This window comes from Pseudomarimonas arenosa (assembly GCF_014841215.1).
Lineage (GTDB): Bacteria > Pseudomonadota > Gammaproteobacteria > Xanthomonadales > Xanthomonadaceae > Pseudomarimonas > Pseudomarimonas arenosa.
Genome location: NZ_JACYTR010000002.1, coordinates 130,010 through 155,556 on the forward strand (window position 1 = coordinate 130,010; position 25,547 = coordinate 155,556).

19 protein-coding genes and 1 other annotated feature are annotated in these 25,547 nt (G+C 61.9%); of the genes, 6 read left to right on the forward strand and 13 right to left on the reverse strand.

Annotated elements, in window-relative coordinates; genetic code table 11:
* Positions 1 to 30 precede the first annotated feature (30 nt).
* Positions 31 to 363, forward strand: coding sequence for a YnfA family protein (locus IFO71_RS01590; RefSeq protein ID WP_192027766.1), 333 nt, complete (start codon positions 31 to 33; stop codon positions 361 to 363).
* Positions 364 to 415: 52 nt separating this feature from the next.
* Here the strand turns inward: IFO71_RS01590 and IFO71_RS01595 are convergent, their stop codons facing one another.
* The 4 genes from IFO71_RS01595 to IFO71_RS01610 all read right to left on the reverse strand — a co-directional run bounded on the left by IFO71_RS01595 (position 416) and on the right by IFO71_RS01610 (position 6,285).
* On the reverse strand, positions 416 to 3,376 hold the full coding sequence (locus tag IFO71_RS01595) for a Tn3 family transposase (RefSeq protein ID WP_192027767.1): 2,961 nt from the start codon (positions 3,374 to 3,376) through the stop codon (positions 416 to 418).
* Between the two features lie 181 nt (positions 3,377 to 3,557).
* Positions 3,558 to 4,391 (reverse strand): WYL domain-containing protein, encoded by an 834-nt coding sequence (locus IFO71_RS01600; RefSeq protein WP_192027768.1) that lies wholly within the window; start codon positions 4,389 to 4,391, stop codon positions 3,558 to 3,560.
* Positions 4,392 to 4,814: 423 nt separating this feature from the next.
* Positions 4,815 to 5,189: an antitoxin Xre/MbcA/ParS toxin-binding domain-containing protein gene (locus tag IFO71_RS01605; RefSeq protein ID WP_332309288.1), complete on the reverse strand. Its 375-nt coding sequence runs from the start codon at positions 5,187 to 5,189 to the stop codon at positions 4,815 to 4,817.
* An 820-nt stretch (positions 5,190 to 6,009) separates the two neighbouring features.
* Entirely contained in the window at positions 6,010 to 6,285 is a 276-nt protein-coding gene (locus IFO71_RS01610) for a helix-turn-helix domain-containing protein (RefSeq protein ID WP_192027769.1), read from the reverse strand.
* A gap of 162 nt (positions 6,286 to 6,447) precedes the next feature.
* Here IFO71_RS01610 and IFO71_RS01615 point away from each other — a divergent pair, with 162 nt between their 5' ends.
* The gene (locus IFO71_RS01615) at positions 6,448 to 7,158 is read left to right on the forward strand and encodes a hypothetical protein (protein WP_192027770.1); all 711 of its coding nucleotides are present in this window, start codon (positions 6,448 to 6,450) and stop codon (positions 7,156 to 7,158) included.
* 507 nt (positions 7,159 to 7,665) lie between these two features.
* Here IFO71_RS01615 and IFO71_RS01620 read toward each other — a convergent pair.
* The 4 genes from IFO71_RS01620 to IFO71_RS01635 all read right to left on the reverse strand — a co-directional run bounded on the left by IFO71_RS01620 (position 7,666) and on the right by IFO71_RS01635 (position 10,378).
* Entirely contained in the window at positions 7,666 to 7,878 is a 213-nt protein-coding gene (locus IFO71_RS01620) for a hypothetical protein (RefSeq protein ID WP_192027771.1), read from the reverse strand.
* 26 nt (positions 7,879 to 7,904) lie between these two features.
* Positions 7,905 to 8,072, reverse strand: coding sequence for a hypothetical protein (locus tag IFO71_RS01625; protein WP_192027772.1), 168 nt, complete (start codon positions 8,070 to 8,072; stop codon positions 7,905 to 7,907).
* A 420-nt stretch (positions 8,073 to 8,492) separates the two neighbouring features.
* Positions 8,493 to 8,960: a hypothetical protein gene (locus IFO71_RS01630; RefSeq protein ID WP_192027773.1), complete on the reverse strand. Its 468-nt coding sequence runs from the start codon at positions 8,958 to 8,960 to the stop codon at positions 8,493 to 8,495.
* A 56-nt stretch (positions 8,961 to 9,016) separates the two neighbouring features.
* Entirely contained in the window at positions 9,017 to 10,378 is a 1,362-nt protein-coding gene (locus tag IFO71_RS01635; protein ID WP_192027774.1) for a hypothetical protein, read from the reverse strand.
* Between the two features lie 209 nt (positions 10,379 to 10,587).
* Here IFO71_RS01635 and IFO71_RS22420 point away from each other — a divergent pair, with 209 nt between their 5' ends.
* On the forward strand, positions 10,588 to 11,505 hold the full coding sequence (locus IFO71_RS22420) for an endonuclease NucS domain-containing protein (RefSeq protein ID WP_192027775.1): 918 nt from the start codon (positions 10,588 to 10,590) through the stop codon (positions 11,503 to 11,505).
* Between the two features lie 8 nt (positions 11,506 to 11,513).
* Positions 11,514 to 12,125 carry a DUF6988 family protein gene (locus IFO71_RS01645; RefSeq protein WP_192027776.1) on the forward strand — a complete coding sequence of 204 codons (612 nt, stop codon included), beginning with the start codon at positions 11,514 to 11,516 and terminating at the stop codon, positions 12,123 to 12,125.
* A gap of 4 nt (positions 12,126 to 12,129) precedes the next feature.
* Here the strand turns inward: IFO71_RS01645 and IFO71_RS01650 are convergent, their stop codons facing one another.
* The 3 genes from IFO71_RS01650 to IFO71_RS01660 form a co-directional block, all read right to left on the reverse strand.
* On the reverse strand, positions 12,130 to 12,756 hold the full coding sequence (locus IFO71_RS01650; protein ID WP_192027777.1) for a hypothetical protein: 627 nt from the start codon (positions 12,754 to 12,756) through the stop codon (positions 12,130 to 12,132).
* A gap of 290 nt (positions 12,757 to 13,046) precedes the next feature.
* Positions 13,047 to 19,619: an NACHT domain-containing protein gene (locus tag IFO71_RS01655; protein ID WP_192027778.1), complete on the reverse strand. Its 6,573-nt coding sequence runs from the start codon at positions 19,617 to 19,619 to the stop codon at positions 13,047 to 13,049.
* A gap of 296 nt (positions 19,620 to 19,915) precedes the next feature.
* Positions 19,916 to 21,147 (reverse strand): IS3 family transposase gene (locus IFO71_RS01660; RefSeq protein WP_192027779.1). Its coding sequence is split into 2 segments (ribosomal slippage): positions 19,916 to 20,859 and positions 20,859 to 21,147, totalling 1,233 coding nucleotides; the frame shifts between segments, so codons are not numbered across the junction.
* Positions 20,753 to 20,869 (reverse strand) — a sequence feature (AL1L pseudoknot). It overlaps the preceding gene by 117 nt.
* Positions 21,148 to 22,037: 890 nt before the next feature.
* Here IFO71_RS01660 and IFO71_RS01665 point away from each other — a divergent pair.
* Entirely contained in the window at positions 22,038 to 22,310 is a 273-nt protein-coding gene (locus IFO71_RS01665) for a hypothetical protein (protein WP_192027780.1), read from the forward strand.
* 49 nt (positions 22,311 to 22,359) lie between these two features.
* On the opposite strand, the gene IFO71_RS01670 is transcribed toward IFO71_RS01665, so the two are convergent.
* Positions 22,360 to 23,946: a hypothetical protein gene (locus IFO71_RS01670; protein WP_192027781.1), complete on the reverse strand. Its 1,587-nt coding sequence runs from the start codon at positions 23,944 to 23,946 to the stop codon at positions 22,360 to 22,362.
* Positions 23,947 to 24,037: 91 nt separating this feature from the next.
* Positions 24,038 to 24,874 (reverse strand): exonuclease/endonuclease/phosphatase family protein, encoded by an 837-nt coding sequence (locus IFO71_RS01675; RefSeq protein ID WP_225444289.1) that lies wholly within the window; start codon positions 24,872 to 24,874, stop codon positions 24,038 to 24,040.
* A gap of 215 nt (positions 24,875 to 25,089) precedes the next feature.
* Between IFO71_RS01675 and IFO71_RS01680 the strand changes: the two genes are divergently transcribed.
* Positions 25,090 to 25,518, forward strand: coding sequence for an energy transducer TonB (locus IFO71_RS01680; RefSeq protein WP_192027783.1), 429 nt, complete (start codon positions 25,090 to 25,092; stop codon positions 25,516 to 25,518).
* Positions 25,519 to 25,547: the final 29 nt, after the last annotated feature.

Consider the following 25,547-nt stretch of genomic DNA (forward strand, 5'->3'; position numbering starts at 1 on the left):
TCGTTAAGCCCGGCAACCCAAGGATCACCCATGGAACTGTTCAAGATTTTCGGGCTGTTCGTCGCCACCGCGCTGGCCGAGATCGTCGGCTGCTACCTACCCTATCTCTGGTTGAAGCACGATCGCTCGGCGTGGTTGCTGCTGCCGGCGGCGGCAAGCCTGGCGCTGTTTGTCTGGCTGCTGACGCTTCACCCGCATGCCGCTGGCCGTGTCTACGCCGCCTACGGTGGCGTCTATATCGGTGTTGCCCTGGTTTGGCTTTGGGTCGTGGACGCCGTTCGCCCGACATGGACTGACGCCCTCGGCACCTCGGTGTGCCTGCTCGGTGCCGGCATCATCGTGCTCGGCGCGAAGTCCGCGTAGCTGCGAGCACCTCGACCTTACCTGCTGCTTCAATCGCGGGTGCGGTGTTCAGTCAAGACGCACGATCGAGTGGCAATCGTGCGTCCATGTCAAGATCGAAGCGACCGTATGGATTCACGTGCACGTAGAAGAGCGGCGTGAGGCCGCGACGATCCTCAGTCGTCAAGCGCTGGCGCCACGCAGGCTCCTTCATCACCGATTGAATCATCAGAGTGTTCACGTACACCAGGCTCAACTGCAGAAGGTGCAGCGCCAGCACTGATATCTCCTGGTCTTCCAAACGGTTGGTGGCGACCTCACCGCTCTTGCCGTAGAAGATGAAGCCGTTTGCGCTGTTCCAGTTCTCCACCACGTTGAGGCCCTCGTGAATCTCTCGGCGCAGGCCTTCGGAATGCAGGTAGCGGCAGAGAAAGACGGTCTTCACCGCACGGCCCAACTCAGCTAGCGCTGCGTAGGTCGGATGCTGGGCGTTCGTTCGGGTGAATCGACGCAGGATGGACTCGGAATCCGCGGTACCCAGGCGCAACGCCGTGGCGTACTTCACCATCTCGTCGTACTGCTGCGAGATCAGCTCCCAGTTGATCGGGCGCGTCAGAATGGGCTGGAGCGCTGGATACAGCGACCCGGCACCCGACTCAGGCAAATACAGTCGCTGCCGATTGATGGCCTTCAGGCGAGGCAGGAGCTCAAAGCCGAGCAGGTGACTGAACGCGAAGGCCACTTCACTCTGGCCATGCGTATCGACGTAGTTCTTCTCGACCGTCATGTCTGTACAGTGCCGCAGCACCCCCTCCATCATCGCGGCGACTTCCGATGACGAGCAGCGCTTCAACTGCGAGTGGATGCAGACCGACTTCTTCTCGACATGCCAGTAAATCATCACCCCACGCCCGCCGTAGCGAATGTGCCACTCAGTCATCAGGTTCTGGTCCCAGGCGCCGAACTTCTTCGAGTCGGAGGCGCAGGCCGTGGTGCCTTCCCCCCACAGCTCCACCTGGCGAATGGCGAAAATAGCGTTCACAACACGGGCAATGGCATCGCGCAGCGCGGACTTGTGAATGAAGCGGCGACGCGTGTAGAGCAGCTCTTTGTAGGTAATGGCGGTGTCGCCGGCCAGCACACGCTTTAGCCCCGCGTTGGTCCCCAGACCGTAAAGGCAGAGCAGCAGCCGACGCTGAATCTCGGTGCGCTCCAAAGCCTCGCGCGAGGCGGCGGTCTTGAACGCCGCAGTGAACCCAATGCGCAGTTCCGCTTCCTTCAGCACGTCTAGAAGACCGGTGGCTGGCCACCGGGCAAGAATGCGCTCCTTCATCGCCGCGAGGTTGGGTGGCTCGACCTGGGGATCAAGCGGCGAAACGCTCAATCGGTGCGGCCCGCGTTGCAGGACTCTCACACCGGGATTGCTGGGCATTCCCTTGTTGAGCAGCGCCAGCCCTTCCTTCATCGCACGCTGGAGATCGGCGATCAGCGGCTCGGGCGCATCGACCAGCTTCAGCGCCGCGTAGTACTCCGCGCGATTCTCGGCGTAGTCCTTCGGTAGATCCTCGTCCGGATTGCGGAACCGATCCGCTCCTTCGACCCAGATCTCCTTGCTGCGAAGGGCATCACGAAGGGACTGCAGCACGCAGATCTCGTAGTTGATGCGATTGATGCGCCGATCACCATTGGGTGCGGTCTCGATCACGATCTCTTGCCACTTCGGCTTGATCACCCCATCGACCGGCAGATTGTCGCTCACGGCGAAGAACTGGAAGCGCTTGCCGCGGTTCGCTTGCAGCAGAGCCAACGCATCCATGATGGGGCGATACGCACTGTTGTTGCTTCGGAAGGGCAGCGCGTCGAGCAGCAGCGGCAGCATGCGGCGGTAGTGGTTGCTGTAGGAGGCGCGCATCACAGTATGGACAACGGTCCGGAACAGCGGGCCACTGGACTTGAACTCCTTGACCAGGTCGCGCAGGGTCTGCTCGCCCACGACCGGATACAGCACCTCCTGCACGACGCCGTCGGGGTGGTCGACCGCGGCCTCCGCAAGCTTGAAGAGCACGGTCGTCTTGCCGCGCACGCGCCGGAAATCCTCGAACATCTCTTTTTCGACCCGGTGCTCGGCCGACGCGCCGATGCGGTGAACAGTGTGGATCAGCAATTCCACCAGTCCGTCCAGTATCTCTCGGCGCCTTTGCCAGCAGAACGTAGCCAACATCGCGTGGCGAACGGAGTCCACGCGAAGCCGCAGATCGCTGGGCGGCTCGGTGGCCACGCGTCGCCGATACTGATCGATGACCCGAGGGGCGACGTCGGAAAGCAGGTCCTTGGGAAGCTCCAAGCGATCTATGGTTCTGAGTTTGGCGACCTCTTCGAACATCGTATCGAGGCTGGGACGTCGAGGGTCCGACTTGATCTCCCCGAGGGTCGCAGCACGGCGCGTATTGTCGACAACGGCGACGGTGTCTTCTCCGCTATCGGCGCTCACCAAGCGGTCGATCAATTCCTTCGCGGAATCTGAGAGCTTGCTGGCGATGCCGGCACACAGCCCGTCTTCAAAGTTCTTGAGGGCAGAGCGGACGAAGCGCTGGCGGCTGGCCTCGGCAGGAACCTCGACGCGCTGCTCTTTGAACCAACCGATGACGAGGTCATCGAGACGGGTCGGCTCTGGCCCTCGCGTCAAGATGTCGGCAACCAGCCAATCCAACATCCGGCGGCTGTCATTGTCGTTTGCGGCATGGTACTTCAGTGCTTCACGGATCAGACTGCGATCCCTACGGGCAGTGCGGCCGTCGATGTCGTAGCCGGAGATGTGCTTGGCGTGCCCGCCGATCTGCTCGGCGACGAATCGAACAGGGATTGCGGGAATATCGCGCCGGCCCTCTGGAAAGCGGCCTTCGATCTGCAGAAACTTCAGTTGCAGCGCAAAGCCCAGGCGCCGGGCGGGTGATTTCGGCGGGAGCAAGTCCAACTCGTCGGGGCTTAGAGACCAGAACTCCTGTAGCTCATCATCGCTCCAGTTCCGCTTCATGCGCCCATCCGTGTAGTTCTGACTCAGAGCGCGCAGGATCGGTCAGGATTAGCGCTTTGTCCAGAATCCTCATCAGAGCAATAGGTTACAGCGGTTTTGGCCGGCTACTGCAGCTTCCCTGTCACTGGGCCCACATGGAACAGCGTCTCACAATCGTCCCGACATCTGGTTGCGAGACCCGCTACAGCAACGCCCCGTGAGGAAGTGCTTCTGGTTCGTAAACGGCCAATAGGTACTCAGGCGGTGCTTGGGTGTCCACATCGATCGCGGCGCCTCGGGCTTGAATCACAAATTTCGATAGCGGTAGCCGTACCTCGAAGACACGCATGACGGTCCCGGCCAGGCATTCATCCCGAACCAACTGTTCTTGCTCCCGGTTCAAATGCGGGTGCGGTCGCAACCTAAGCTCGATCACCCTGTTCCACTCTCGATCGCTCTCTGGCCCTGGCATTTCGGTTGCCACGGGGTCCTCCACCCTGGCAATGCGACCCAAGTTGAAATCCCGGAACCCCTCCGCCATTCCGCAATAAGCACGAACATGCCAACGCGGTCCCGCCTGAATAAATGCGTGTGGACGAATCGTGCGCGGATGCTTCACTGGATTGGACAGCGATCGATATTCGATATCAATTTGCTTTCCCTCACGAATCGCGATGTGAATCCGCGAAAAACTCCAGCGTTTGACATCGGTGCCGTTCTGCTGAATCGACACTAGCTGGACACCCGCTCGCAACCCTTTTGCCGGCAGCGAGCCCACCAAACCTTCGTACTCCTCAAATTTCCCTTCAGTGAGGTGCGGTCTCGCATAGGGCGTCACGATATACGCGCGCGCCGTAAGGTCGTACCTACAGTTGTCCGGCACCGACTCGACATGCGCTGCCATGTCACGGCTCAGAACCGTGCCGTGAACTTCAAACAATTCGGCCAGACGAGCGCGCGACACCTGCCCTGCCCACAGCAGCAGGTTCTCAACCGCTCGTAGTCGTTCTTGATGGCCGATTGAACTCTTGGGCATCAGGTTCCCTTCGAATGATTTTCAGGACGCATAAAACTATCGGTAGCGTTATGCGTCCCTAATCTAATTGGACGTACTGAGCGCCAACGTGGAGCGTGAGTTGGTAGCGCCCCTGTTCGATCAGATGCCGAACGGCACCTTCAGTCCACTCGGGTTCGCCCATTGCTCTGCCGGTTCAACCGCTAGTTCTTGAGTGCCGTCGCCGGCAAGCAAACGTTCCGCAAAGGTTCTCCGCGGCGCAATGACCGGTACTGCCAAAGGACAGGCAACTGCCCGTCGGCTGTCTAATGAAGCGCCGCCGCTGCAGCCGGTGAATCGAGTCTGGCCGACTTTGCTTGAGAGATCACGACATTGTCGCCCAATAAATTGGCGATGGCCGACAGCCTAGAGGCCAGTCGCCGAGCAATTCCCCCAATGAGCCAATCACGCGGTTTCATGATCGAGGTATTCGCGCACTCTTGATAATGCGCTGATGTCACCGCTCAGCATGAATTCCAGCGCCGATGCGCCTTGAAAGAGCGACCCGCTGTTAGGTCGTCTCACCCATTCGTCCGCTTGGGTCGGCTGCTCAAATAGCGTGTTCAGCGACCGATAGATTCCGAGCAGATAGGAAATGCGGGTCAGGGTGTCGGCTGATACAGCGTCTAGCGCTGAGTGTCTCCAATGCTCGAAAGTTCGCTGGTCGGGATGACCAAGCAGGGCCTTGGCTTCGTTGTCATCGAGACGCCAGGCTTGGGCGAGTCGAAAGAAAGCGGTCAAAGCAGAGCGAGCCAAATAAGGGGCGGAGGGCAGGTTCACTCGAGAACTCTCAATGTGTCATTGGTGGTCGTCGGTGGCCCGTCTGGGAAGAGGGTGTCGCGCAGCCTGTCCGCTCTCGGCTCAGCTGTCATCGATAGGCTCCGCGCCAATGTCGCCGAAGACCCACGCGACTCCTGCTACGCCGGCTGCGGCATCTCCGGCCAGCGAGCCAGTCAAGAGGCAACGTCGAAGCGCACTGCTTGCGGCACCGCCGACTCGTCGAGGATGTCCGGCGCAATGCGTAAAAGTTGGGACGTGGTTGGGGAGCATGTCGTGTGGCGGTCACCAGTCACAGGAAATCTCACGTGGCCAGCCCCAACTCTATACCTCTTCGCCGCGGGGCTGTCTTCCGGTCCTCAATGCTCGTTCATTCCGGACTTTTGCTCAGAACGTAGGAAAAGTCCTACATCGATTGCCCAGGTTGCCTGACTGATCTTGGCCGCACGGATTGGCATTCTGAAACCGCCCCGGAAGCCCAAGCAGGAATCCTGACCTGGCAGGCAACCACCAGGAAAAGCTGTGCCTGGGCATCCTCCTACTTAGCAGGATGATCCCATGATTCGCTACTACGTTCTCCGTGTCGATGATCAGTATTGCGTGCGCCGAGAAGGCGTCGCCAAGGGCTTGCACCCGTCCGAGGCTCGCGCCATCCAAGCCGCTAAGTTCATGGCGGCCGTTGAAGCGAGCAAATTGACAACGAACTGCGAGGTCGTGGTTGAGTCTTCCACCGGAAAGCTCCTACCACTGCAAACCTTTTCGGCTACCGATCCGGAATTGGCATCGCGGTGTGATCGACAAGGGTCGGTATTTCCCCGCCCATTCAATGCTGGCGCCAGTGTTTCAAGATCACCTCTGCCATTTCATCTTCCTGACAATAGAGATAGGCAGTTGGCACCCCAAGGGCCTCCGCCATCCGCACGACCATTTGAAACTTCGGTTCGTGGACGGCACGCTCGTACTGGTTAATTCGGGCACTCGCAACCGACGGGTCAAGCCCTGCCAACTCTCCCAATCTGGACTGAGATAGGCCAATCGCCTCCCTGGCTTCGCGAATACGGCTCGGAAGTGGGCTGATCGACTTTGGGCGACGTGACAAGCGGTTGTCCAGAGGAATACTCCGGACGAGGCTCCCAATCTCACGCGAGATGCGATACTAAGATTTTCTTAGTGTCCAGCCTTGACCAGATTCACCGAACCGAAGCGCTGCGGCGATCCCCCTCGTTCCTTGGATGGTCTGACCCCCTTGGAGGTCGCGTGTTTGCTCGCCCTGATCAGTGCCAACCACCAACCCAACCGCTCATTCGCTCCCACGCTTCGACTGACAGCAGAACTGCTGGAGCGTTTGGCAATTAGGGGGGTGATAGAACTGCCTTGGCCTGACAAGCGCTGGCTGACGGCGTCGCAAGGCAAACATACGCTGCCCTTCGAATTGTTGGACTGGCGGTATTGCTGGGCGGCGTACCCCGAGGCTGGACTGGCAGAGCTGCTGGAGGAACAACTCAAAGAGCACGATTGGCGAGTTGATTGCCCTGAAAGCCGGTTCGAGCTCTGGTCAGAACTGTGTTTCGCAGAGATTGAGAACTACGCCGCGTACCAGTTGGAAAAGCACCAGATGGATCCGGAGTGGGCTTTCGATATTGAGTGGATGCGGCGGCAGGTCGGACGCAGATCGCTTGCTCGTTGGAAGTACATCGTTTGGGCTGGGGTGAGGCGCGGAACCCAGGAAAAAGCGAAGGTAGGTGCTACAAATTTGTCCATCCGGCAAGCCATTCGAACAGAGTACATTCGGCGCCAGGACTTCGTTCAAGGAGACTCGACTTTTGGCGCGTTCGTGCCAAACCAGAAGCGCCCCTTCTCGGTTCTATGTGAGATTTTGGTCCTTTGCGTGCTGCCCATTGGCGACAGTTACTGGACAGTCGTGCCTTCCGACTGGGCGGAGTCGATGATGGTCTCCCCCGGGGTCGTTTGAATGACTTTCCCAACGGAGTGTTCAAATCGGGTGGCGTCGAGTCCGTCTCACCGTTCGAATGATTTGAAACCCCTGGCCGTAGCTTGGCGATTCCAGGAGCAGACTTTATCCAGACGCCAACTTTTCGCGTAGATCGCCAGTTCGCTGATGTATACGAGGCAACGTCTGCCAGCGTCGGTGGGTACTGATCCAAGACCACCAGCGTGATCAACGAACCCCGGAGGTCAGGTCAATCCTTGGCAGCAGTCGGATCGGATTCTGGCCCAGCAGCTGAGGGAGGCCTTTCGCGTTACCGCTCGACAGCGTCCGTGTCAGGATGACCTGCGCCAATCGTGATTCTATGAGTAGCCCCGAATTTGCCCGCCTTGACCAGGCGAATGGCCTCAAGCAACTCGGCACCGAGGTCGCGACGGGAGTCGCGTTCGATCAACTGGTCGTCAGTTAGCATCGCGGCGCCGCGGCCTCTCGCCCCAAGATCTTTGACCAGTTCCAATTTCGAGTCGCGCTTCAAAGACGTGGCTGATGAGGTTGATGTTCCGTTTCCACCGGCGTGCTCTTGCCGTCCATCTGCCGCTCCTCCAATACCGACTTTTGCAGCGCTTCAGTCATGCGCTGCAGGTTGCGGCGCAGCTCGGCAAACGACTCGCCGCTGGGACGGGCTTCGCGCAACCTCCAAGCGGCGATCTTGCCGCCGTCGTAGTGCACTTCGCGTAGACCCAATACCGCTTCCCCGCCCTCTACGCGCCTTACGAAGGGTAGTTCCAGTGCCGCGCCGGCGTTTTGGTGTTCGGCGCTTTAACAGCGTCGGGCTTGTTTGACTGCATGATCCGTTCGATGTCGGCCACGGCATCGCCAAGTTCGCCAAACGATTCGACGGCCTGCTCGCCCCGCCACTTAGCAAGCTCTTCACGCAAACACTGTTCCTTCCGGCCTGCATCGAGTCTTGCATCCCAATCACGCACCACCGATGACGCGGCTGTTTGCAGCAGTGGCTGGATTGCGTTGGCCTCGCCTAGCCCACCTCAGCCCCGAAGGGGGCAGAAGGGTTGTCGAAGTCAAAGAGTCAAAGCTCAATCGCCACAAAGCTCACGCCTCGTCTGACTTGTGGAGTTAGATTCGGACGTACCGCCAAGTGGTCAGCCCCATCGCTTTGGCCCAGTGCTTGGCAGTGTCCCTGTCTCCAGCCAACACCCGGCCTCGGAGATTGAGCACTTCGCTGAGCGTGAATGGGATAGGCGGATCGCCTTGGCGCCAAGCACTGGCAGCAGCATCGTCGAAGGAATACCACCGAACGGTGCTCTCGGTGGTGGCGAGTACGATCGAGCTCGGCATGGCTATTCCTTCTCTCTCTCGGCGGCCTTGATAGCTTTCGGCATGCGCTCTCTGGCTTGGCGAGGCGTGGCGTTGAACTCTGGTGGGATGATGTAGGGCGGCTCCGCCGTGATCTCGCCGTCATCTAGTTCGATGATCTCGATGCCTTCTCTTCCTGGCCTGGGCCAAGCGAAGAATGGACCATCTGGTGCCTGTGCGTAGAAGTCGCCCGTGCTCGCCTCGCAATGCGGACAGTGATTCATGAAGTAGCCCATCTCTGACGTCTGACTGAAAGCGAGGTGATAGGTCGGCAGATGCCGATGCACCAGAGCTTCGAGCTCGGGCGACATCGATGTCACCCGCTGCAACGCAGCCGGATCGCCGAACGGCAACCAGCGCGGCGGCTCTGCTTCGTCGAGCCAGGCCTCGGTGTGAGATTGGCCCGCGAGGGCGCCGACCCGGAGCGTCCCGGCGCACTTCCAGCAGTGCATGTCTGCGAGCAATAGCAGCAGAGCGCCGCGAATGTTGTGGTCTGGGATCTCCGTACTCATGCGACCGAACCCTTGATAGCTGGTGGCCCATCACCAAACCAAGCGATGGGCCAGCCTGGTGCGGTGAAGTCACGATGCTGTCCGCGGTAGCCAACAACGACGAAGAGCAACCGATAGAACAGCCCAAGGCACCTGTAATACTTGTCGACAGCGCCCTGCAAGGCCTCATACGACGAGTCGTCAACGTCGCCGCCGTGCGCTGCATGGTTCCGCAACGAGACCCATGCCTTCACTTCATTTGCGGTGATGAATCCTTGCTCCTGAATCCGCGTGAGGACTTGTTTCGGCCCAGGCTTTACAGCCCCACCAAGACTGGAAAGCGCCCGGTGCTTAACACGCTCTGCCATGCCTGATCTCTGCACGATGTCCTTGGCCTTCTCGATGGCATCGATGAACTCGGTGTCCATGTCGACCTCCGACGCGAACAGGTCCATGACCACCGCCTCGATGTTGACGCCAATCACCAATGGCCCGATGTCCAGGTCGCTCGCCGTCCGAAGCGTTCGGTGCCAAACCGTTTGCAGTGTGTCGAAGGAGTCTTGCTCTGCTGGGGGTGAGTGCTTGGTTCCGCGTAGGTACCTTGCGATGAAGTGGTGCGAGTGTGCAGCATCCGGCGCAAGGTCAGAGAGAGGCCTTGCCAGGGAAGCCGTCCAGCCAGGACGACGTTGCGTCCTCAATCGTCGGATGCGCTTGCCGGCCTCACCGATCATCACCAGGACAGGATCGATGGCCGTTCCGCACAGCACGGAGATCGCTCCAAGGAAACGCCAGAAATCATCGCCAACTGGGCCGCCCTTGACGGTGAACGAGATGTCGAGTTGATCCTCCCGTTGATGTAGCTTCCAGGCGTAACGCTCACTCTCGCCTTCGAAGATGTCTGTCTTGATCGAGCTCTCGGTCTTGGTGACCTTGTGCCACGGCAGCTTGAAGGTCCCAGGCACGAACGCATGTGCTGTTGAGCTGGGTACCTTGTTTCCGTAGTCCTCGCTGGCTTCGATGGCTCGGACGCGAGCTTGGACATAGGTACTGTTGACCCCGTACGAACATTCGATGGAAAGCCTCTCGGCCTTCCAAGTCACCCCGTGCTGGTCGACTCCCGTGAAGTCGTAGTAGTTCGAATCCGGGTGAATCTTTCCCGGGGTGACCTCCAAGGCGTCGAAGAACTCCCGTATGCCTTCAATCTCGCCGCGTGGCGCCGCGAACAGCCGCAGGTGCAGCGACTTGTCCTGCCGCTGTGTCAGGAGTGCTGGGCCGGCGTACACGCGAGGCTCATCGGTGTCCAGTTGGCGAAGCTCGCAGTCTGCAAGCGGTATCTCGAATGTGCCGTGGAACAACGCATCCTGTTCCTTCTTGTCCATACCGTCCTGGTCTTCGGCCTCAGCGGGAGCAACCACGATAGTGCAGGGCAAGGGGTGCTAGAACAACTGCCGCGTGGTGCCACAATCCTAGACATGATGGAGGCAAGAAAGTCCTAGATGCGCCGCAGCAAAACAGCGCGAGTTGCTCGAGGCAGAGCAGTTCGACGACAGTTGGACAAAGCCTGCATGGGCGGGCATGAGGTGGAACCGTGACCGACGTTGTTGATGCTCCCGGATTCTGGCGGGTCCACTGCCACATCGGGCACCACCCTGGGCAGTGGCAGTTCTGGTATCGCGAGCAGATCTGCGCGGTAGGGTATCCGCCCGGAGCTGGCTACACCCTACAAGGCTCTAGCAAGGACCAGTCATGGTCAGGCGTGCGCAACGCGCTGGCTCGGATGAGAGAGGGTGACTGGATCGTCGCCAGCATGCCCGAGCATCGAGTGGGCCGACTCGGGCGCATCTTCCGCCTCGCAGTCGACGACGCGGTCTGGGATCCCATCGTTCCGCCTCGAAAGGACTTGCCTCACGGTGAGAACGGTCGGCGCATCCTCGTCCGCTGGGATCTGGGTGTCGGTCCGATTGACCCCAGTGTCGTGGTTACATTGCCAAAAGCGGTTCGCTTCTCGCCTGGCGAAGTCCGCGCAACTATCCGTGCCATCCCCATCGGCAAGCTCGAACACATACGAGCGGCGATGCGAGACGAGCGTAACTGGGCACCTATCATCGGCGCCTTCGCGATGGAAACTGCGTTATCCGACTACATCGCACTCCACCCGGACCAACTTGAACCCGGACTGATTTCGCACACGGGCTTGAACGTCCGCGAGCTCGTGATGCCCGACCGAGGCCGCATCGATGCGCTCTTGCAAGATCGCGCTGGCACGCCGGTCATCGTCGAGTGCAAGCAGCACGCGCCTTCCACCGTCGACGTCGACCAGCTGCTTCGCTATCGCAACCTGTTCGCGGCCAACACCGACTGGTGCCCGGAAGGCCGAGTGCGTTCGATCCTTGTTCACGGTGGAGCAAGCCGAGTGGCCCCAACGGTGGCCGAGTACGCGCGCAGAAACGGAGTCGAGCTCGTGTTTCACCAGCTGCGCGTCAACTTCATCAGCAGTGGAGCGTGAGACCGAAGATGCCGAATGAACTGGTCCAACGTTCGAATGCTTTCCACAACGACATCCTCGATGCGCTCGGGGAGCGCGTGCCCGCCAACGACCGCTCCCGCGTCACGCTGGCTCTGTGTGGCATAGCGTTCTCGCATGGTCATGGCGTGGCAGCCATGCTCGTGGACAATCCGACTGTCGCCATGGCGTTGGTCCGCTTGAACTACGAGGCCTTGGTACGTGCCAACTGGGTGCTGTTCAGCGCCGACGAAGCATGGGTTGAGACCTTCGCCGGCCCAATTGTCGACAACAACGAGCCTGACTTCCCTCGGATGGGGGCCATGCTCGATCGCATTGCGGAGATACCGGCTTGCCGGCTAGCGACCGCGTTGTCGGAGCTGAAACAACGCGCTTGGAGCGCTATGAATTCTTACACCCACGGCGGGCAGCGCCAGGTCGCGCGATACATCGGTGGGTACGACGACGACATGCTGGAAGAGGTCATGCGCACCGTGAACGCCCTCGTCTGGTACGGGGCCCGAACCGCGTTCCACGCAGGTGAAGATGAGGAGGTGGGTCGCCGGCTCTTGGGTGTCTACGACGCCTTTCAGGACTGCATGCACGCGCGTGTAGAAGCCTGAGGCATCACACCTGAGCTGAGGTGCGAATCACCACCAGCTGCTGGCTCAACACCGAAACATCCTTCGTCCACCCAGCACGAATCAGAGCGGCTCCGAGGAGCGACAGCACGGCACCATCGTTCGGCAGCGCGTTGGCCGAATCGACGGTCGGAAGGGCTGCCTGGAACGCTTCCACGGCCGACCGCGCATCGCCAACGTGACCGTCGCGCTTGCCCGTGCCGGTGACGAAGGCTTCCCAGAAGAAAAGGCCGCCCCTAGCCTGCTGGAACTCCGACCAGGTCAGTGAGAACGCTGGCACTCCGCTTAAGCGATCTCTCAGCTGCCGAAGAATCCAGGCGACCTGCACCAGACCGGTGCCCATGGCTCCGCAGCCAGCGGCGGCACTCCACGGCTTCCCTTCCTCACCAGCCCGCTGATTTGTCAGCGCTCGCTCATCGGAGCGCAGAGGCACGAACAGAGGACACTCGAAGCCAAGCGCCACCGGCAAACCTTGGGCAAGCAGGTCAGCGAGATGGGCGACCAGCTCCGATGCATAGCATCCCTCAGCACCGGCGCTCGAATGCCAGCCGAAGTTGCTCTTCGTGTTCTTCATCGAACCGATGTCGGCGCACGCCACGACCAGCTGTCTCATCGGCATGCTCCCGAATGTAGTAACTCAGGGTAGCGCGATGAAACTGCGCCTGAACAGCGAAGCCGGAGCAAGAGCGAGCAACGGTTACGGTCTCATGATTGGCCGACTCGGGGGCAATCACTGGCGCACGATATCGGCTTTGGGTCGAAATTTCCTCAGTGCGAGATCGGCCATGGACTGACATTCGCCGACACCCAGGAATCTTGCTCGTGCTTCCGCGTGACGGCGTTGTGGGGCGGCCATCGAATCAATACGGGCGTACTGGCAACGCCGCTGCGCCAGAGTGGCCGCTAGTGCTTAGACTCCTCAAGTTCGTTCGTTCGGCCTGGTGTGTAGCTCACCTCCAGCGAGGAACTCATCCGGATGACCGCGGTGGTGTGCCTGTAACGGGTGCGCTGACTTCCGTAGCCTTCGTCGCGGTAGCGCAGGTACACCAACCACATCAGGTCAGCGTCGCGAGCCTCCAGGTACGCTCGCACGACATCGGTCCGGCACCGCAGACGCAAACCTTCGCTCGGACCTTCCTCATGTCGGCAGGACTCGATCCATGCGTCGGCCCGTACCACGGTCTCGCCGGCGGCATTCTTCCAAGTCCGGTCGAACGGATCGACAGATCGCAGCTTGGCGAACGCGGTGGTGTCCCGGCTCAAGCGCGGGCGCTGCACCGCGCCGTCGGCGCCCAAGGCATCGGTCTCGTCCAGATGCGCATAGGCTTCCTTGCGCACGATCCACGGCAGGTACGGCGCATCCCGCTTCGAGGCCGGCCCGTCGTCCTCGTACATCCGCAGCTGCGGCAAGTAGGCTTGGAAAGGCCCCTGAGCGGCCAGCCCCTCGGCCAATGCGGCGCTCTGATCACGTGGCGCCAGCGCTGACATCACTCGGATCTCGACGTTCTCGTTGGAGTGCCAGCTGCCATCGACGATGAGCCAGTCTCCAACCGAATCGCCGATTCCGAGCAATGCCTTCAACGCTGCCGGATCCCCGGTGAGGTCAATCGCGGTGTTGCCCACGGCCATCAAGGAGCCCCAGGAGTCCAGCGGTTGGTGGTCCATGCCGTCCGCGAGCCACAAACCCGCCGGGTGCGTCAGGACCCTGCGCGAGAGCCAGTCCTCCCACGGATCCTCCTCCTCGTAGCCGCGCCAGACCAATGGGTGCGCGGCGAGCAGATCGCCGGCCACCGAAAACAAGGCGTGCCAGGCCAGCTGCTCGCCGTGAGCCTGATACTCGGGGTCGATGCCGCGCTTGTAGTGGTCGCGCCCGGGTCGCGACCGCCCCTTGCAATCGCTCATGAACTCGATCTCGGCGTCGTGTTCACGCACCTTGGCGACGAGGGCATCCACCGTTTCCCAATGCTGCCGTCGGAACAGACTCGCCAGCTGTGCAACGTCGTCCTTGCTGAAGTCGTAGTCCAGATGCAGTTCGGGCTGGGGTTCGGCCATTCCCTTGGGGCGCATAGGGGAGAAGTCGCTTCCGTAGTAGTCCTTCTCTTTCCGGGCGGCGAAGCTCGAACTATTGACGCGCTGCAGCTTTTGGACCCGAGCCTTCGACAGGCGCATCTCGCTCGCGTTCACGCAGGCCAGCAGGGCCTGCGCCGCGAAATGCCGGCGAAGCACGTGGCGGTCCACAGCGTCCAACGCAATCGTTTCGAGGAAATCGGCGTGCCGAGCGATGACCTTCGGCGCCTCCAGCGCGATACGCGCCATCGCGATCAACAACCACATCTGGGCGTGCTGATAGAAAAACGGCAGCTCCAGCGCCTGAAAGGGGGCCGCGTCGCGGCGCCGATACTTCGCAACGACCGCATCCAGTACCTCGGCGCGTCCCAGGCGGACCGCCGTGCGCAGACTATGGGCGGCGAGCCACCGCTGCCGGGAGATTGGCGAACCAAGCTGGAGCCAGATCATTCCCGCAATGGCCTCAACGGCATCCCCGGTAAAGGTCATCGCATCCTGCCACGCCCCGTCCTCCGTGTTGGACGCAAGCTTCGCGGGTCCACTCTGCAGCAAGCGCGTCAGCGCCACCTCGCCCACGCCATGCGTCGTCTTCTCGTTGAACTCCGCAGCAAAGTTGAGCCACACCGAGGCCGGCACCGCCATCTTGGGACGCGTGAACTCACGGATGAGAAGCATCAGCACGTCGCGGCGCGCCAAACCACAGATTTCCTCGAGGGTGCGGACGTGTGAGCCCGACAGATAGTCGAAGGAAATGTATTCGCGTGCGTTCACCCGTGCGATGACTGGAGCGCATGCTTTGAGCGCGTCGGCTACGGCGAGCGAGGAGGCGACCCATTGCTCCTTGCAGGTGCGCAGCTCCCGTTCTTTCTCGTACAGGTCCAACATCTCGAGCCGCGCGATCAGCGCGAGATAGTCAGGCCATTGCTTGAACGCCACCTTCGCTCGCAGCGCATCGAGGACATCGCCCGAGAAGCACATGTTCCGGTGCTGCGTGCGGGCTGCATCAAAGACGCGCCCGACCGCGACCTCATCGAGCGGATCGGTGGCCGCGGCGAGCTGCAGAACTTGCACCTTCGCCTTGTTCTGCTCTTCCTCCCAGGTTCGAGGTGCGGCGTCGTCTCCGGACGCGCGCCAGTTGGCGCGCCGGTTGTGGTCCTCGCGCTTGACTTCGATCCGATCCGCCGCCGCTTCAAGGTACTGTGGCTGCCATGCGTCCTTGCCCAGCACCGAGCCGGCGAAGCGGGCGAGCGCGCGGGGCGTTTCCGACCCCAGCGAACCAGGGTTGTTCTGCAGGTATTGCGCGACGAGCTCGGTGGCCACGGCGGCTACGCGTGCGGACGGCTTGGATTCAAGAGTGGCGACCAGCTGCGTGGTTCCGCACACGTAGAGCTCAGCTGGATTCGACAGTCGCAAGACCGTCAGGGCGAGCTCGGCATCGAGCTTGTTGTCCTCCAGTAGGGCCCGCACATACGGCAACAGCGTGAAGTCCAACGAGATTCGCCCGCGGTCTTGCCACCGCGCCAGCCTTGCAAGCCCGGCCACGCCGGATACCCGGCTCATCGCGGCGCCGTAGGAACCCCAGCCGAACTTCTGCTCCTCGCCGAAGTTGAGCTCGCAGATGTTGGAAAGGGTGTGGCTCTCGCGCTGGCCGAGACCCTTGCCGTTCAACGCGCCGGCGAAGTGCATCAAACCCTCCACGAAGCGATAGTCGCCCGAGCCGATCGCGTCCATCTGCTCGATCCCTTTCCGGAAGTACGCGACCGCTTCTACGGGGCTGGCCAACGTGATCGCCTGCCCGAGTCGCGCGAAGTGTGTAGCGCGGTCGGTGACATCATGCTCTTTCTCGATGGCCGCGCTCGCCTTGATCGCAAGGGCCCCGGCCATTTCATGGAATGCCGGCCGGGACGCCATCAAGTCGACGAGCCCGATCAGGTTCGACACGGGCGTGGTGTCCGGTTCGCTGGTCGCTTCGATGTGGGCCGCGACTTCGCCCGTAGGAAATGCGTCGTTCGCCGCGAGAGCCAGCGCCAACAAGCGCTCACCGACCGTGTTGTGCTGATGTTGCGCCAAGCGGCCACCCGAGTGGTAATCGGAGGTGTTGCGCAGCGTCATCCAGCGGGCCGTCAACGGCGCCAAGCTAGGTGCTGCCGAACCGGAACCGACAACAGCCTGTGCGAAGTCACGTGCGATATCGAGCCAGAGCGGCATTCGTTCCTTGAGGAATTGCACCGCTGATGCGTGGTGGCTGTAGTCGTGGCGCGCATATTCCTGGGCGTCCCTGGCGGCCTTGGCTCTAGCCTGGTAGTCCGCGTCCAGAGCCTCCTTGAGCGCGGTGAGGAACTCCGACTCGGGCAGATTCGGAGGCAGCGTTGCGGCGTGCTCGGCCAGTTCACGCGGCAGCAGGTCGCGGGGACCAACCAGAGTGCCGGTCGCGCAGCAGGTGATGACCTGCCGCGCAATGTATGTGGCGACCTCACCGATCCAGTACGAGGAGTCCATGAACACGTGCAGGCCCGGCGACGCCAAAGGCAGCGCCGCGAGGATTGCGGTGGCCTGGGCGGGCATCCCCATGCGCACCGCCTTTGCCGCGGCCTCCACCATACCCTGTACCAACGGGCGTTCGTCGGGTCGATAGTGATCCCGAAGTTTCACCGGGCCGCCCGCCGTGCACACCGCCGCGAGTGACTCGAGCTGGGCGCGCTGCTGCTCTGGGCTGCCGGTGGTGTAACAGATTGCCGCGGCGATCGGCCCGATCGATGCCAGCGCATCGACGCAGGCGAACATCACTTCGGGTGAGATCAAGCGCGCCGCCTCGGGATGGCGTGCTAGCTGGAACATCGCCTTTGCGGTGTCGTACCCGTACTCGGCGCTGACCCAGCCCGACAGGTCTCGAGCCGCAGCCTCGCCATCGCCCTCGAGCAGGTAGCAGAACGGGCGCGCCGCCAAGTCCAGCACCGTCGGGTGCGCGCGGTCATGCGCGTCGCTCGTCTGGTCGAAGTAGTGTTGCAGCCACTCGGCGACCCACCTGGCGTGCCAGATTGCCTCGGCGGTCTCGCCCATCAGCCCATGCACAATCGCAAGACGGGCGTGGCGGGAGCCGGGCCACGGGGTTCGCGCTTCAAAGATGCGCCTAAGCGAATCTGGATCGGCGGAAGCAACCACGAGATCGGGATAGTCCAGCAGATACGTCGTTCCCCGCTGGTCCATCGCAGCGAGGGTCGACAACTCAACCAGCAAAGGCACGAGGTGATCGAAGTCGTTGACGCTAACGGCGTGCGCCACGGCGGCGCGGATGCGCGCATGGCGAATTGTCTGCTGGCCCACGATGCCGGTGATGCTCGCGGGCAGTCGATCGTCGAAGGCCAGTTGGAAGAGCTTCTCTCCATCCTCCAGCTGCAGCAGCAGGTCGGGAAGCGTCGTGGCGGCATAGACCGACTCGCCCTGCATGGCGAACAGGTTTGCCGCCAGTTCACGCAGCGGCGCCGCGTCGCCGGCGTACTTGCGCCGGATGAGGGTTTCGGTCGGCTCGTCGCGGAACATCAGGCCATGCTTGGTCTGCTCCAGAAGCGGAGACAGGTCTGCCGCGAAGCTGACGACCGCGCCTTCGGCCATGCCGTTGACTTGCGCGTACTCCTTGAGCGGCACGGGCGGCGGCAAGGTGGCCAGCCCCGCCAGGAAAGCGCGGATGCTCCGATCGGCATTGCCCAGCTTACGTGCCTCCACCAGGGCCTGGTCAATACGGTGCTGGATCAGGTCGTCCAGCGCGATCGGCTCGTCGATCTCGCTCGGCGCAAGCAGGCCAGGCTCCGCGGCCAAGTGTTCCAGCACACGAGCATTGCCCTTGGACCGCGCCTGGCCCACCTGGACCATCGTCTCGGTCAGCGTGCTCACGCGGGTGCGCAGGAACGCACGTGTCTCTCGCTCGACGAACGGCGCCAATTCGAGCTCCTCGGCGGAAATCTCGCCGGTCGCGGCAATCCGCCGGTGCGTTCGGGCGCTGACGACCACCTGCAAACCTGCGATTGCTGCACCGTGCTCCAAGCTCTGCAACAACAGGCGCGGGAACGAATCCTGATTGCGATCGCGAGCGATTTCACTGGCGTTGTCGATCGCGTCGAGCAGCAGGACCAGTTGCCGGTCCGCCGAGCCGCGGCGCAACGTCGCGACGGCTTGCTCCAGGCGGACTCGGAATGCGCGAAGGATGTCTTCGCTGTTGCTGGTCGAGGGCAGCATGGGGTCGCACAAGCCTCGACAGGCGAGCTCATTGGCGATATGCACTAGGCCGCGGCTTGGCAGGTGCCTGCTGTCGTCGGAGGCGCGGTACTGCCCCATGCCGAAGCAGTCGAACAGGATCGTCTCGTGCTCGTGACCCAGGCGGGCGGCCAGCGAGTTCATGAAGACCGTCTTTCCGAAGCCGCCTTCGGCGTGCACGACTAACGGTCGGGTAAGCCGCGGGATGCGGTGGACCGTGTCGTCCAGCTGCACGCGATCGACCACTTTTCCAATTGGCGGAAAACTCGCCGTCGCCGGGAGCAGATCCTTGTCGTCGGACAGGCCCAACGCAGCCAGCACGTCCGTGCGCACGATGACGTTTCGGTGCTGCTTGATCAAACCTGCCTTGTCGCGTGCCATCTCCCGGATATCCGCGAGACGGCGGCGGGCCATGTGGTCCCGCGCGTCTGACCAGTCCACCAGGGTGAGTGCGAGCTGCTGCTTGTTCTCGCGCAGGTCGCCGGTCAGGCCGATCATGTCTAGTCGCGCGGCGAACTCGGCGAGGTCCTTGCCCGTCAGCTTGCAGGCGTCCGCCACCTGCTTGGCCTGCGTTTTCGCGTCGCTCTTGAGCGGGCCTTGCGCCGCCAGACCTTCGATGGCCTCAAGCAGCGCGGGCTCGATGGGCCGGTTGGTAACCAGCTCGAACCGCAACTTTGCCCGCGCCTTGTCGGTCCCAAGCGACGTCTTGCAGGCGCGATACGTGCGCGCGAACTTGCCAATCGTCTTCTTCGCGTCCGCCGCCCGAAACGGCTTGTGCTCGGCCGCCTTGGAGTACTTCACCTGGACCACGACCGCGCGCTTGGCATGCTGGAGGTTGGGCCGACCTCCAAAGTACATGACCGCGTCGGCTATCTCATTGCCTTCTTTCGAGACGCCGCGCTGATCCTCGTTGGCAAAGCCCTCCACCGCAATGCCGACCAACTCGGACCCGGGCAGTAGCAAGCCCAGACACTTTCGAGCGATCCAAGCTTCGTGGAACTCGTGGCCGTCGCGGGAGGCGCGGACGGTATCTACGGCCGGGCGCGTTCTGGGGTTGGCCTTCCCCTTGGGCTTGGGCGATGCGTTGGGCTTCGGCGTGGCCTTCCGCGGGGTTGCCGACTTGCGCGTCGCCGTGGACTTCTTTTTCGCCTTTGCCATTACCCGTTCCGCCAAGACCTCATCCAAGGATACCGGGGCGGCACCGGCCAGGAGCTAACCAAATTCGATGGCTCATCGATGGGTCATTCATCGACCTCGTTTGACTGTGGCAGGAGGTCGTTTACTCAAATGAGGCGGTGACCCCGAATTCCTAACGGACTCCAGCTGGCCGCAAGAACAATTGGAGTGCTAGATCGCCACGCAGCGAGCGATAGGTTGAACCAGCCGGCCCAAAACCCAGCCGCATGAGAGTCGCATGAACCGCCCCGGCTTTCGTAGAGGCTGTTTGGTTTAAGTCACGCTGTTTCAGCAACGGGCTTCTCAGCGAGTTGCCGGTAGTAGTTTGCCTCGGCTTCTGCAGGCGGGATATAGCCGATGGGTTCGAGCAGTCGCTGGGTGTTGAACCAGGCCACCCATTCCAACGTGGCAAGCTCAACGGCAGCTTTGCTTTTCCATGGCGCGCGGCGATGGATCAGTTCGGTTTTGTAGAGGCCGTTGATGGTTTCAGCCAGGGCATTGTCGTAGCTGTCGCCCCGGCTGCCGACCGACGGTTCGATGCCTGCTTCGGCCAAGCGTTCGCTGTAGCGAATCGATACGTATTGCGAACCGCGGTCGCTGTGATGGACCAAGGCGCTATCACGCTCCGGCTGACGGGCGTAAAGCGCCTGCTCCAGGGCATCCAGCACGAAGTTCGTACACATCGAATCGCTCACCCGCCAGCCGACGATGCGGCGCGCAAACACGTCGATGACGAACGCTACGTACAGCCATCCTTGCCAGGTTGAGACGTAGGTGAAGTCCGAGACCCAAAGCTGGTTCGGCCGATCGGCGCGGAATTGTCGATTGACCTTGTCCTGCGGGCACGGCGCCGTGCTGTCACTGATCGTGGTGCGCACCACCTTGCCACGTCGCACGCCCTGAATGCCGAGCTTCCGCATCAATCTCTCGACCGTGCATCGCGCCACCGTGATCCGCTCGCGTCCCAACTGGCGCCACACCTTGTCGGCACCGTAGACCTGCAAATTCGCGCGCCAGACCCGTTGAATCTCCGGCATCAGCACCACATCGCGCCTTTCTCGATGGCTGCACCGATCCGGATCTCGTTGACGCGCTGCATGTCGACGGTAGCCCGATGGGGCGATCTGCAAAGCACTGCAGATCGGCTCGACCCCGAATGTGACACGGTGGGTATCCACGAAGTCCCTCAGGACTTGAGTCGGCGGTCGAGCTCCGCCTGGGCGAAAAACGCGCTGGCCAGTTTCAAGATCTCGTTGGCCCGGCGCAGCTCTTTGACCTCGCGCTCGAGTTCTTTGACCCGCTTGGCTTCCGCCGTCGTCACGCCCGATCGTTGGCCACTATCGATCTCGTGACGCTGAACCCAGCCCAGCAAAGTCTGCGGCACACAGCCAATCTTCGGTGCGATCGATTCAACCGCCGACCAGAGCGAGGGATACTCGCCCCGATGCTCCTGCACCATCCGAACCGCCCGCTCGCGGACTTCGGGAGAAAATTTGTTCGTCTTGTTCATGGCTCCATTCTCTCAAGAGTTGGAGCCTCCACGAATCCCGGGGCGGTTCACGCATGCATAGCCGCGTTGTCTGCTCGGGAGGTAGCGAAGACACCTCTTCCGTCGCACTTGCTTAGCGCTTTGCTAGACACCGCCTGGGAGTACCGTCTTCCCCGAGCGAACGGGTAGACGTAGACCCAACCGAGTTCAAATGGATAGGTCGACGCCGGGAGATCAACGCCGGCGGATTCAGAAACGCGAGTCCGATAGGCCGTCAATGGCATCTTGAGAGCGGCAATTGCAGCGAGCTTCTTCTCTTCGTGTAGTAGCACGAGTGCTCGGGCCGACATCAGTCGATCACGGAGGCCAGCGGGTACGACTTCCCCGCCTTCCCGCACGGCTTGCTCAAACTCGGCGACCTGTTCCGACGAGAACTCGCGCGGTGATTTGGACTCGATAGTGGACGACATGGAAATCGCTCCGAGATAGGTTGGGCGACTTGAGGGATCGAGTTTGTTAGCGCCCATCGACGGCTCTAGACACAACGTCGATCCTGTCGGGAGAGAACTTTGTGTTCTCGCGTGCTCATACGTTTCAGAGACTTGCGTGCCAACCAGGAGGGGACATTATTCCCTAACTAAATCTGGGGCACAAAATTACCCGCTGTCTGACCGACTGCTTCTGGCCGAAGGTCGCCCTTCCCTACTCCCGATAAGCGCCGCTAATCACTCTCGATGAGTGTGGATGTAGGAAAAGTCCTACACCACGCGCCAGCGTTACCCGACAGATTTGACGCGTCCGCCGTCACACACTGGCTCCGCCCCGCAGAAGCCCGAGCGCGACCCCTGGTCCGGCAGGCAAGCACCGGAATAAGCTGCGCTGCGGGGCGCCCTTTTCACTTGGAGCCGCCCGTGACCCGCTACTACGTCATTCATTCCGCTGAGGGATTCGAAGTTCGTCGCGAAGGACGCCTGAAAGGCGTGCACGCACTACAAGTGCGCGCGCTGCAGGCGGCGAAGTTCATGGCCAGCGTCGAGGCCGCCAAGCTCAACGAGCGCGCCCTGGTGTATCTCGAAGCTAAGCCTGACCGTTTCGAGCTCGCTGCGAATTTCACGCCAGACGATCCTATTGCCCTACCCTTTGGCGTCCTGCCGGTGGGCGACAGCCGTGTGCTGGTACGCTGAGCGGCGAATCCGCGCAGTCTCCTGTTTAGTCACTCCAACAGGCAGACGCTCACGGCGTCATGCGTTCCAGCCTTGCCTCGCGTTGGCCTCGTTCGAGATCGATGGCTACTTCGCCCTGCTCATCCGTCTCAAGCCAAACCACGTGTTCCGTCGCTTGAGGCAGGGACAGGCGGCCCAGCGCATCGGTCTTCATCGACCACGGTGGCAGCCCCTTCAACGAGCCGCGCACAGTGAGCATCGCATTCGCTAGGGGAATGCCTTCATCAAGCACCTGGATCTGGGCGTTGGCGCCCGCCGCGGGCTGCATGGCGACGCGTGAAGGGATACCACCCGCCACCTGCGTGTTCGGTGTATACGCCACGCGCCAAGGCGAGAGCGCCATGGCCACGCGATAGGTGCCGGATTCGCTTATCGACACGGCCAATCCCCGCTCGATCGGCAGGAAGTATTCAGCGCTGACATCGGTCCATTCGCCCTCCGACTGACGCTGAAGCACAAATATCGGATAGGCGCTGTCTTGCTCGCCAACGGGGTTCGGTCCTAAAGCACTCAAGTCCACTTCGATCCAATGGAGAGGAGCAAGCGCGATCGTTTTTTCCAGGCGTGGCGTCGGCTCGATCAGAATCGGATCGGTTTCGATGTTGACCTCAAATGGAACGCGCTCTGCGTATGTCGGTCGCCCCGTGGCATCAGGAGAAATCATGAGGGTGAAACGCTGAGGTCGGCGCCGATCAAGTTCGACAAAGGTTGCCCTACCCAGCGAATTGATGACCCTTTCCACGAGTCCGCGATCGCCGGCCCACTCCACTCGTGCGTCAGGAATGGGGGCTTGCGTCTCCGCATCGACGACTCGCAGGTCGAGATCAAACGCGAGTCTACTGGCCACCCACTGAGCCTGTTCATCCAGCACAACGTCGGTAATCGCGCCCGGGTGCAGCAGCACCTCCACGCGACGCGCAGGAATGCCATTCACTAGAAACTGGACGTCCATCGGCTGCGCTTCCAACGGTCGCAGGACCGTGACCACATCAGCGGGAATGGGCGTCTCGGAGAAGGCTTCCAGAACATCCGGCGCGAACTGCCGTTGAAGCGTTTGCCAAGCAATACCGTCGGGCGTGTCACTGCGCCGACGTAGTAGCACCGATACTCGGCTGTCATCCACCACCTCACGTTGGATCCGCACGCCTGCCCCGACGATTGGTTGAATGGCCGCCGGCGGTGCAGACACAACGAATCGATGGGCGTAGTAGCGCAGGCCGTCGCTGCCGCGCGCGCGCACCCAGACCCCGTCCGCCGGCGGCAACGCCACAGGCCCGACGCGCACGGCGCCGTCGGACTGCCGAACGGCCGGCACCGCCCGCCACGATTCGACGTTCGCGAGGTCTTCGAAGTCATCCGCGCGCGCCTCGGCCGCAGCCTCGTCAAGTAAGGCGTCGTGCCGCGCGGCGTCCTCGGGTGAGACAAACGCTAAGCCGATCTCGACGCTGGCGGGCAACGCCTCGATGCCACCGTCCGGAAGCAGGAGCGTCGAGAACGGCCCGCCGGTCGCCTGCTCCTGTGGCGAAGGGAGGACCGGCGCGTCGCCGACCGGCGCGGGTGTGGTCGCCGCCGGTGCCGCCTCGACCGCGGCCGGCACGGGGCGCTCGGGTGCGGAGCGCCAGGTCGCCCACACGATTAAGCCGAGCGCGATCAACGTCGCGCTGGCCCACCCACCTCGCCTCACGCGATTAGTCCGTGTCGGAGGACGAGTAGAACTGCGCCCAGATCGGCGCGTGATCCGACAGATCGCGCATGACGCACATATTGGCGATGTAGTCGCGGCCCGAACTCGAGTACTCCGTCACGTAGCTCGACTGAAAAAAGAAGTGATCGTAGGGGCTGGCGAACTGACAGCTCGTGTTGATGGACGTCAGGTCGTTGACCTTGTGGCTCACCGCCGGCGAGAGGCCGGTCAGTGTGTTCCACCACGGCGAGGTGGCATCGCGATTGGTATCGCCCAGCAAGATCACGTCTTGATCGCTGCTGCTGCCGTTTTGAATCGACGAGAACACGGTCGCGATGTCGGCGATTTCCTGCTGACGCTCCGCCGTGGTGCCAAACACCGCATGCCAGTTGATGAACGTGTAGTCGGCGCCGGTTTGAATGTGGCGCACCTTGACGATTTGCGGCTCGCGCTCGAACTTGTCGCCAACATCGCTCCACACGTATTCGGAGAGCAGCTGCACGCGATCGGTGCGGTAAAACACCGCGTAGCGTTCCTTGTAGGAACTGCGGCCGATCGGCGCGGTGACGCGGTACGCCCAGGTTTGGCCGCTGGCCGCATTGAGTGCGGACGCAATGTTGGCCGCCGCGGTGTCGTACATCACTTCTTGCGCAAAGATCAGGTCCACGCCGTTGGTCGAACTCGACGACGACCCGAACTGCTTCCAGGCCTGGTTGGCGTAGCCAGGCCAATCGGTCGATCCGCTCCACCCCGAGTGCAGGGTGTTCCAACTCATCACGCGCAAGTACGATCCGGCCGACGCGGTCCCCACCACGCCTGCCAGCACCAGCGCCACGCCCACTCGCAACACTGCCTTCATTGAATTCACTCCCCAGAGAAGTGCCCCATGGCGGGGCGAGTGTACGACGGCTTCATGACGGAATGGCGCGTCGACCCGACCGTCTGACGGGAGGCATCACACCCCTGGCAGCGCCCTTCAACAGGCCGCGGAGTGTGCACCTACCCTGCCGCGTGTCCTAAGCTGTCGGCCCCCACGTTGCAGACAGCGCGCTCGTCATGCCGAAACGGATCATTGGCCTCTTGGCCGCCGCCTGGATGTCCAGCACTTCGATTGTCGCGGCGGAGGCGAAAACGCCTCCCTCAGAGGCCCCCCGGTCCTGCAGTGATCGGTGGGCGTCACCGCCCGCCCCACCGCGCTATCCGCCGCTCGCGGTGCGCGATAACCACGAAGGCAACGTCACGATTGCGTTTGTGCTCGACGAATCAGGCCATGCCTCGGATCACCGTATCACCGCGTCGAGCCAGTCGCCCCATCTTGATCAGGCGGCTTGGGACGCCGTGTTTGCCCTGCAATTCAAGCCAAGTCCCACCCAGCGCGACTGCGAGCATACCGTGCAGTTTTGCTTCAATCGCCCGGACAGCCGCTGCGGCAATTCCACGCCGCCAATTCGATACGCGACACCGGAACAAAAGCCGCGTCAATAAGGCGGCCGGCCGGATGTTGAACCCCATGT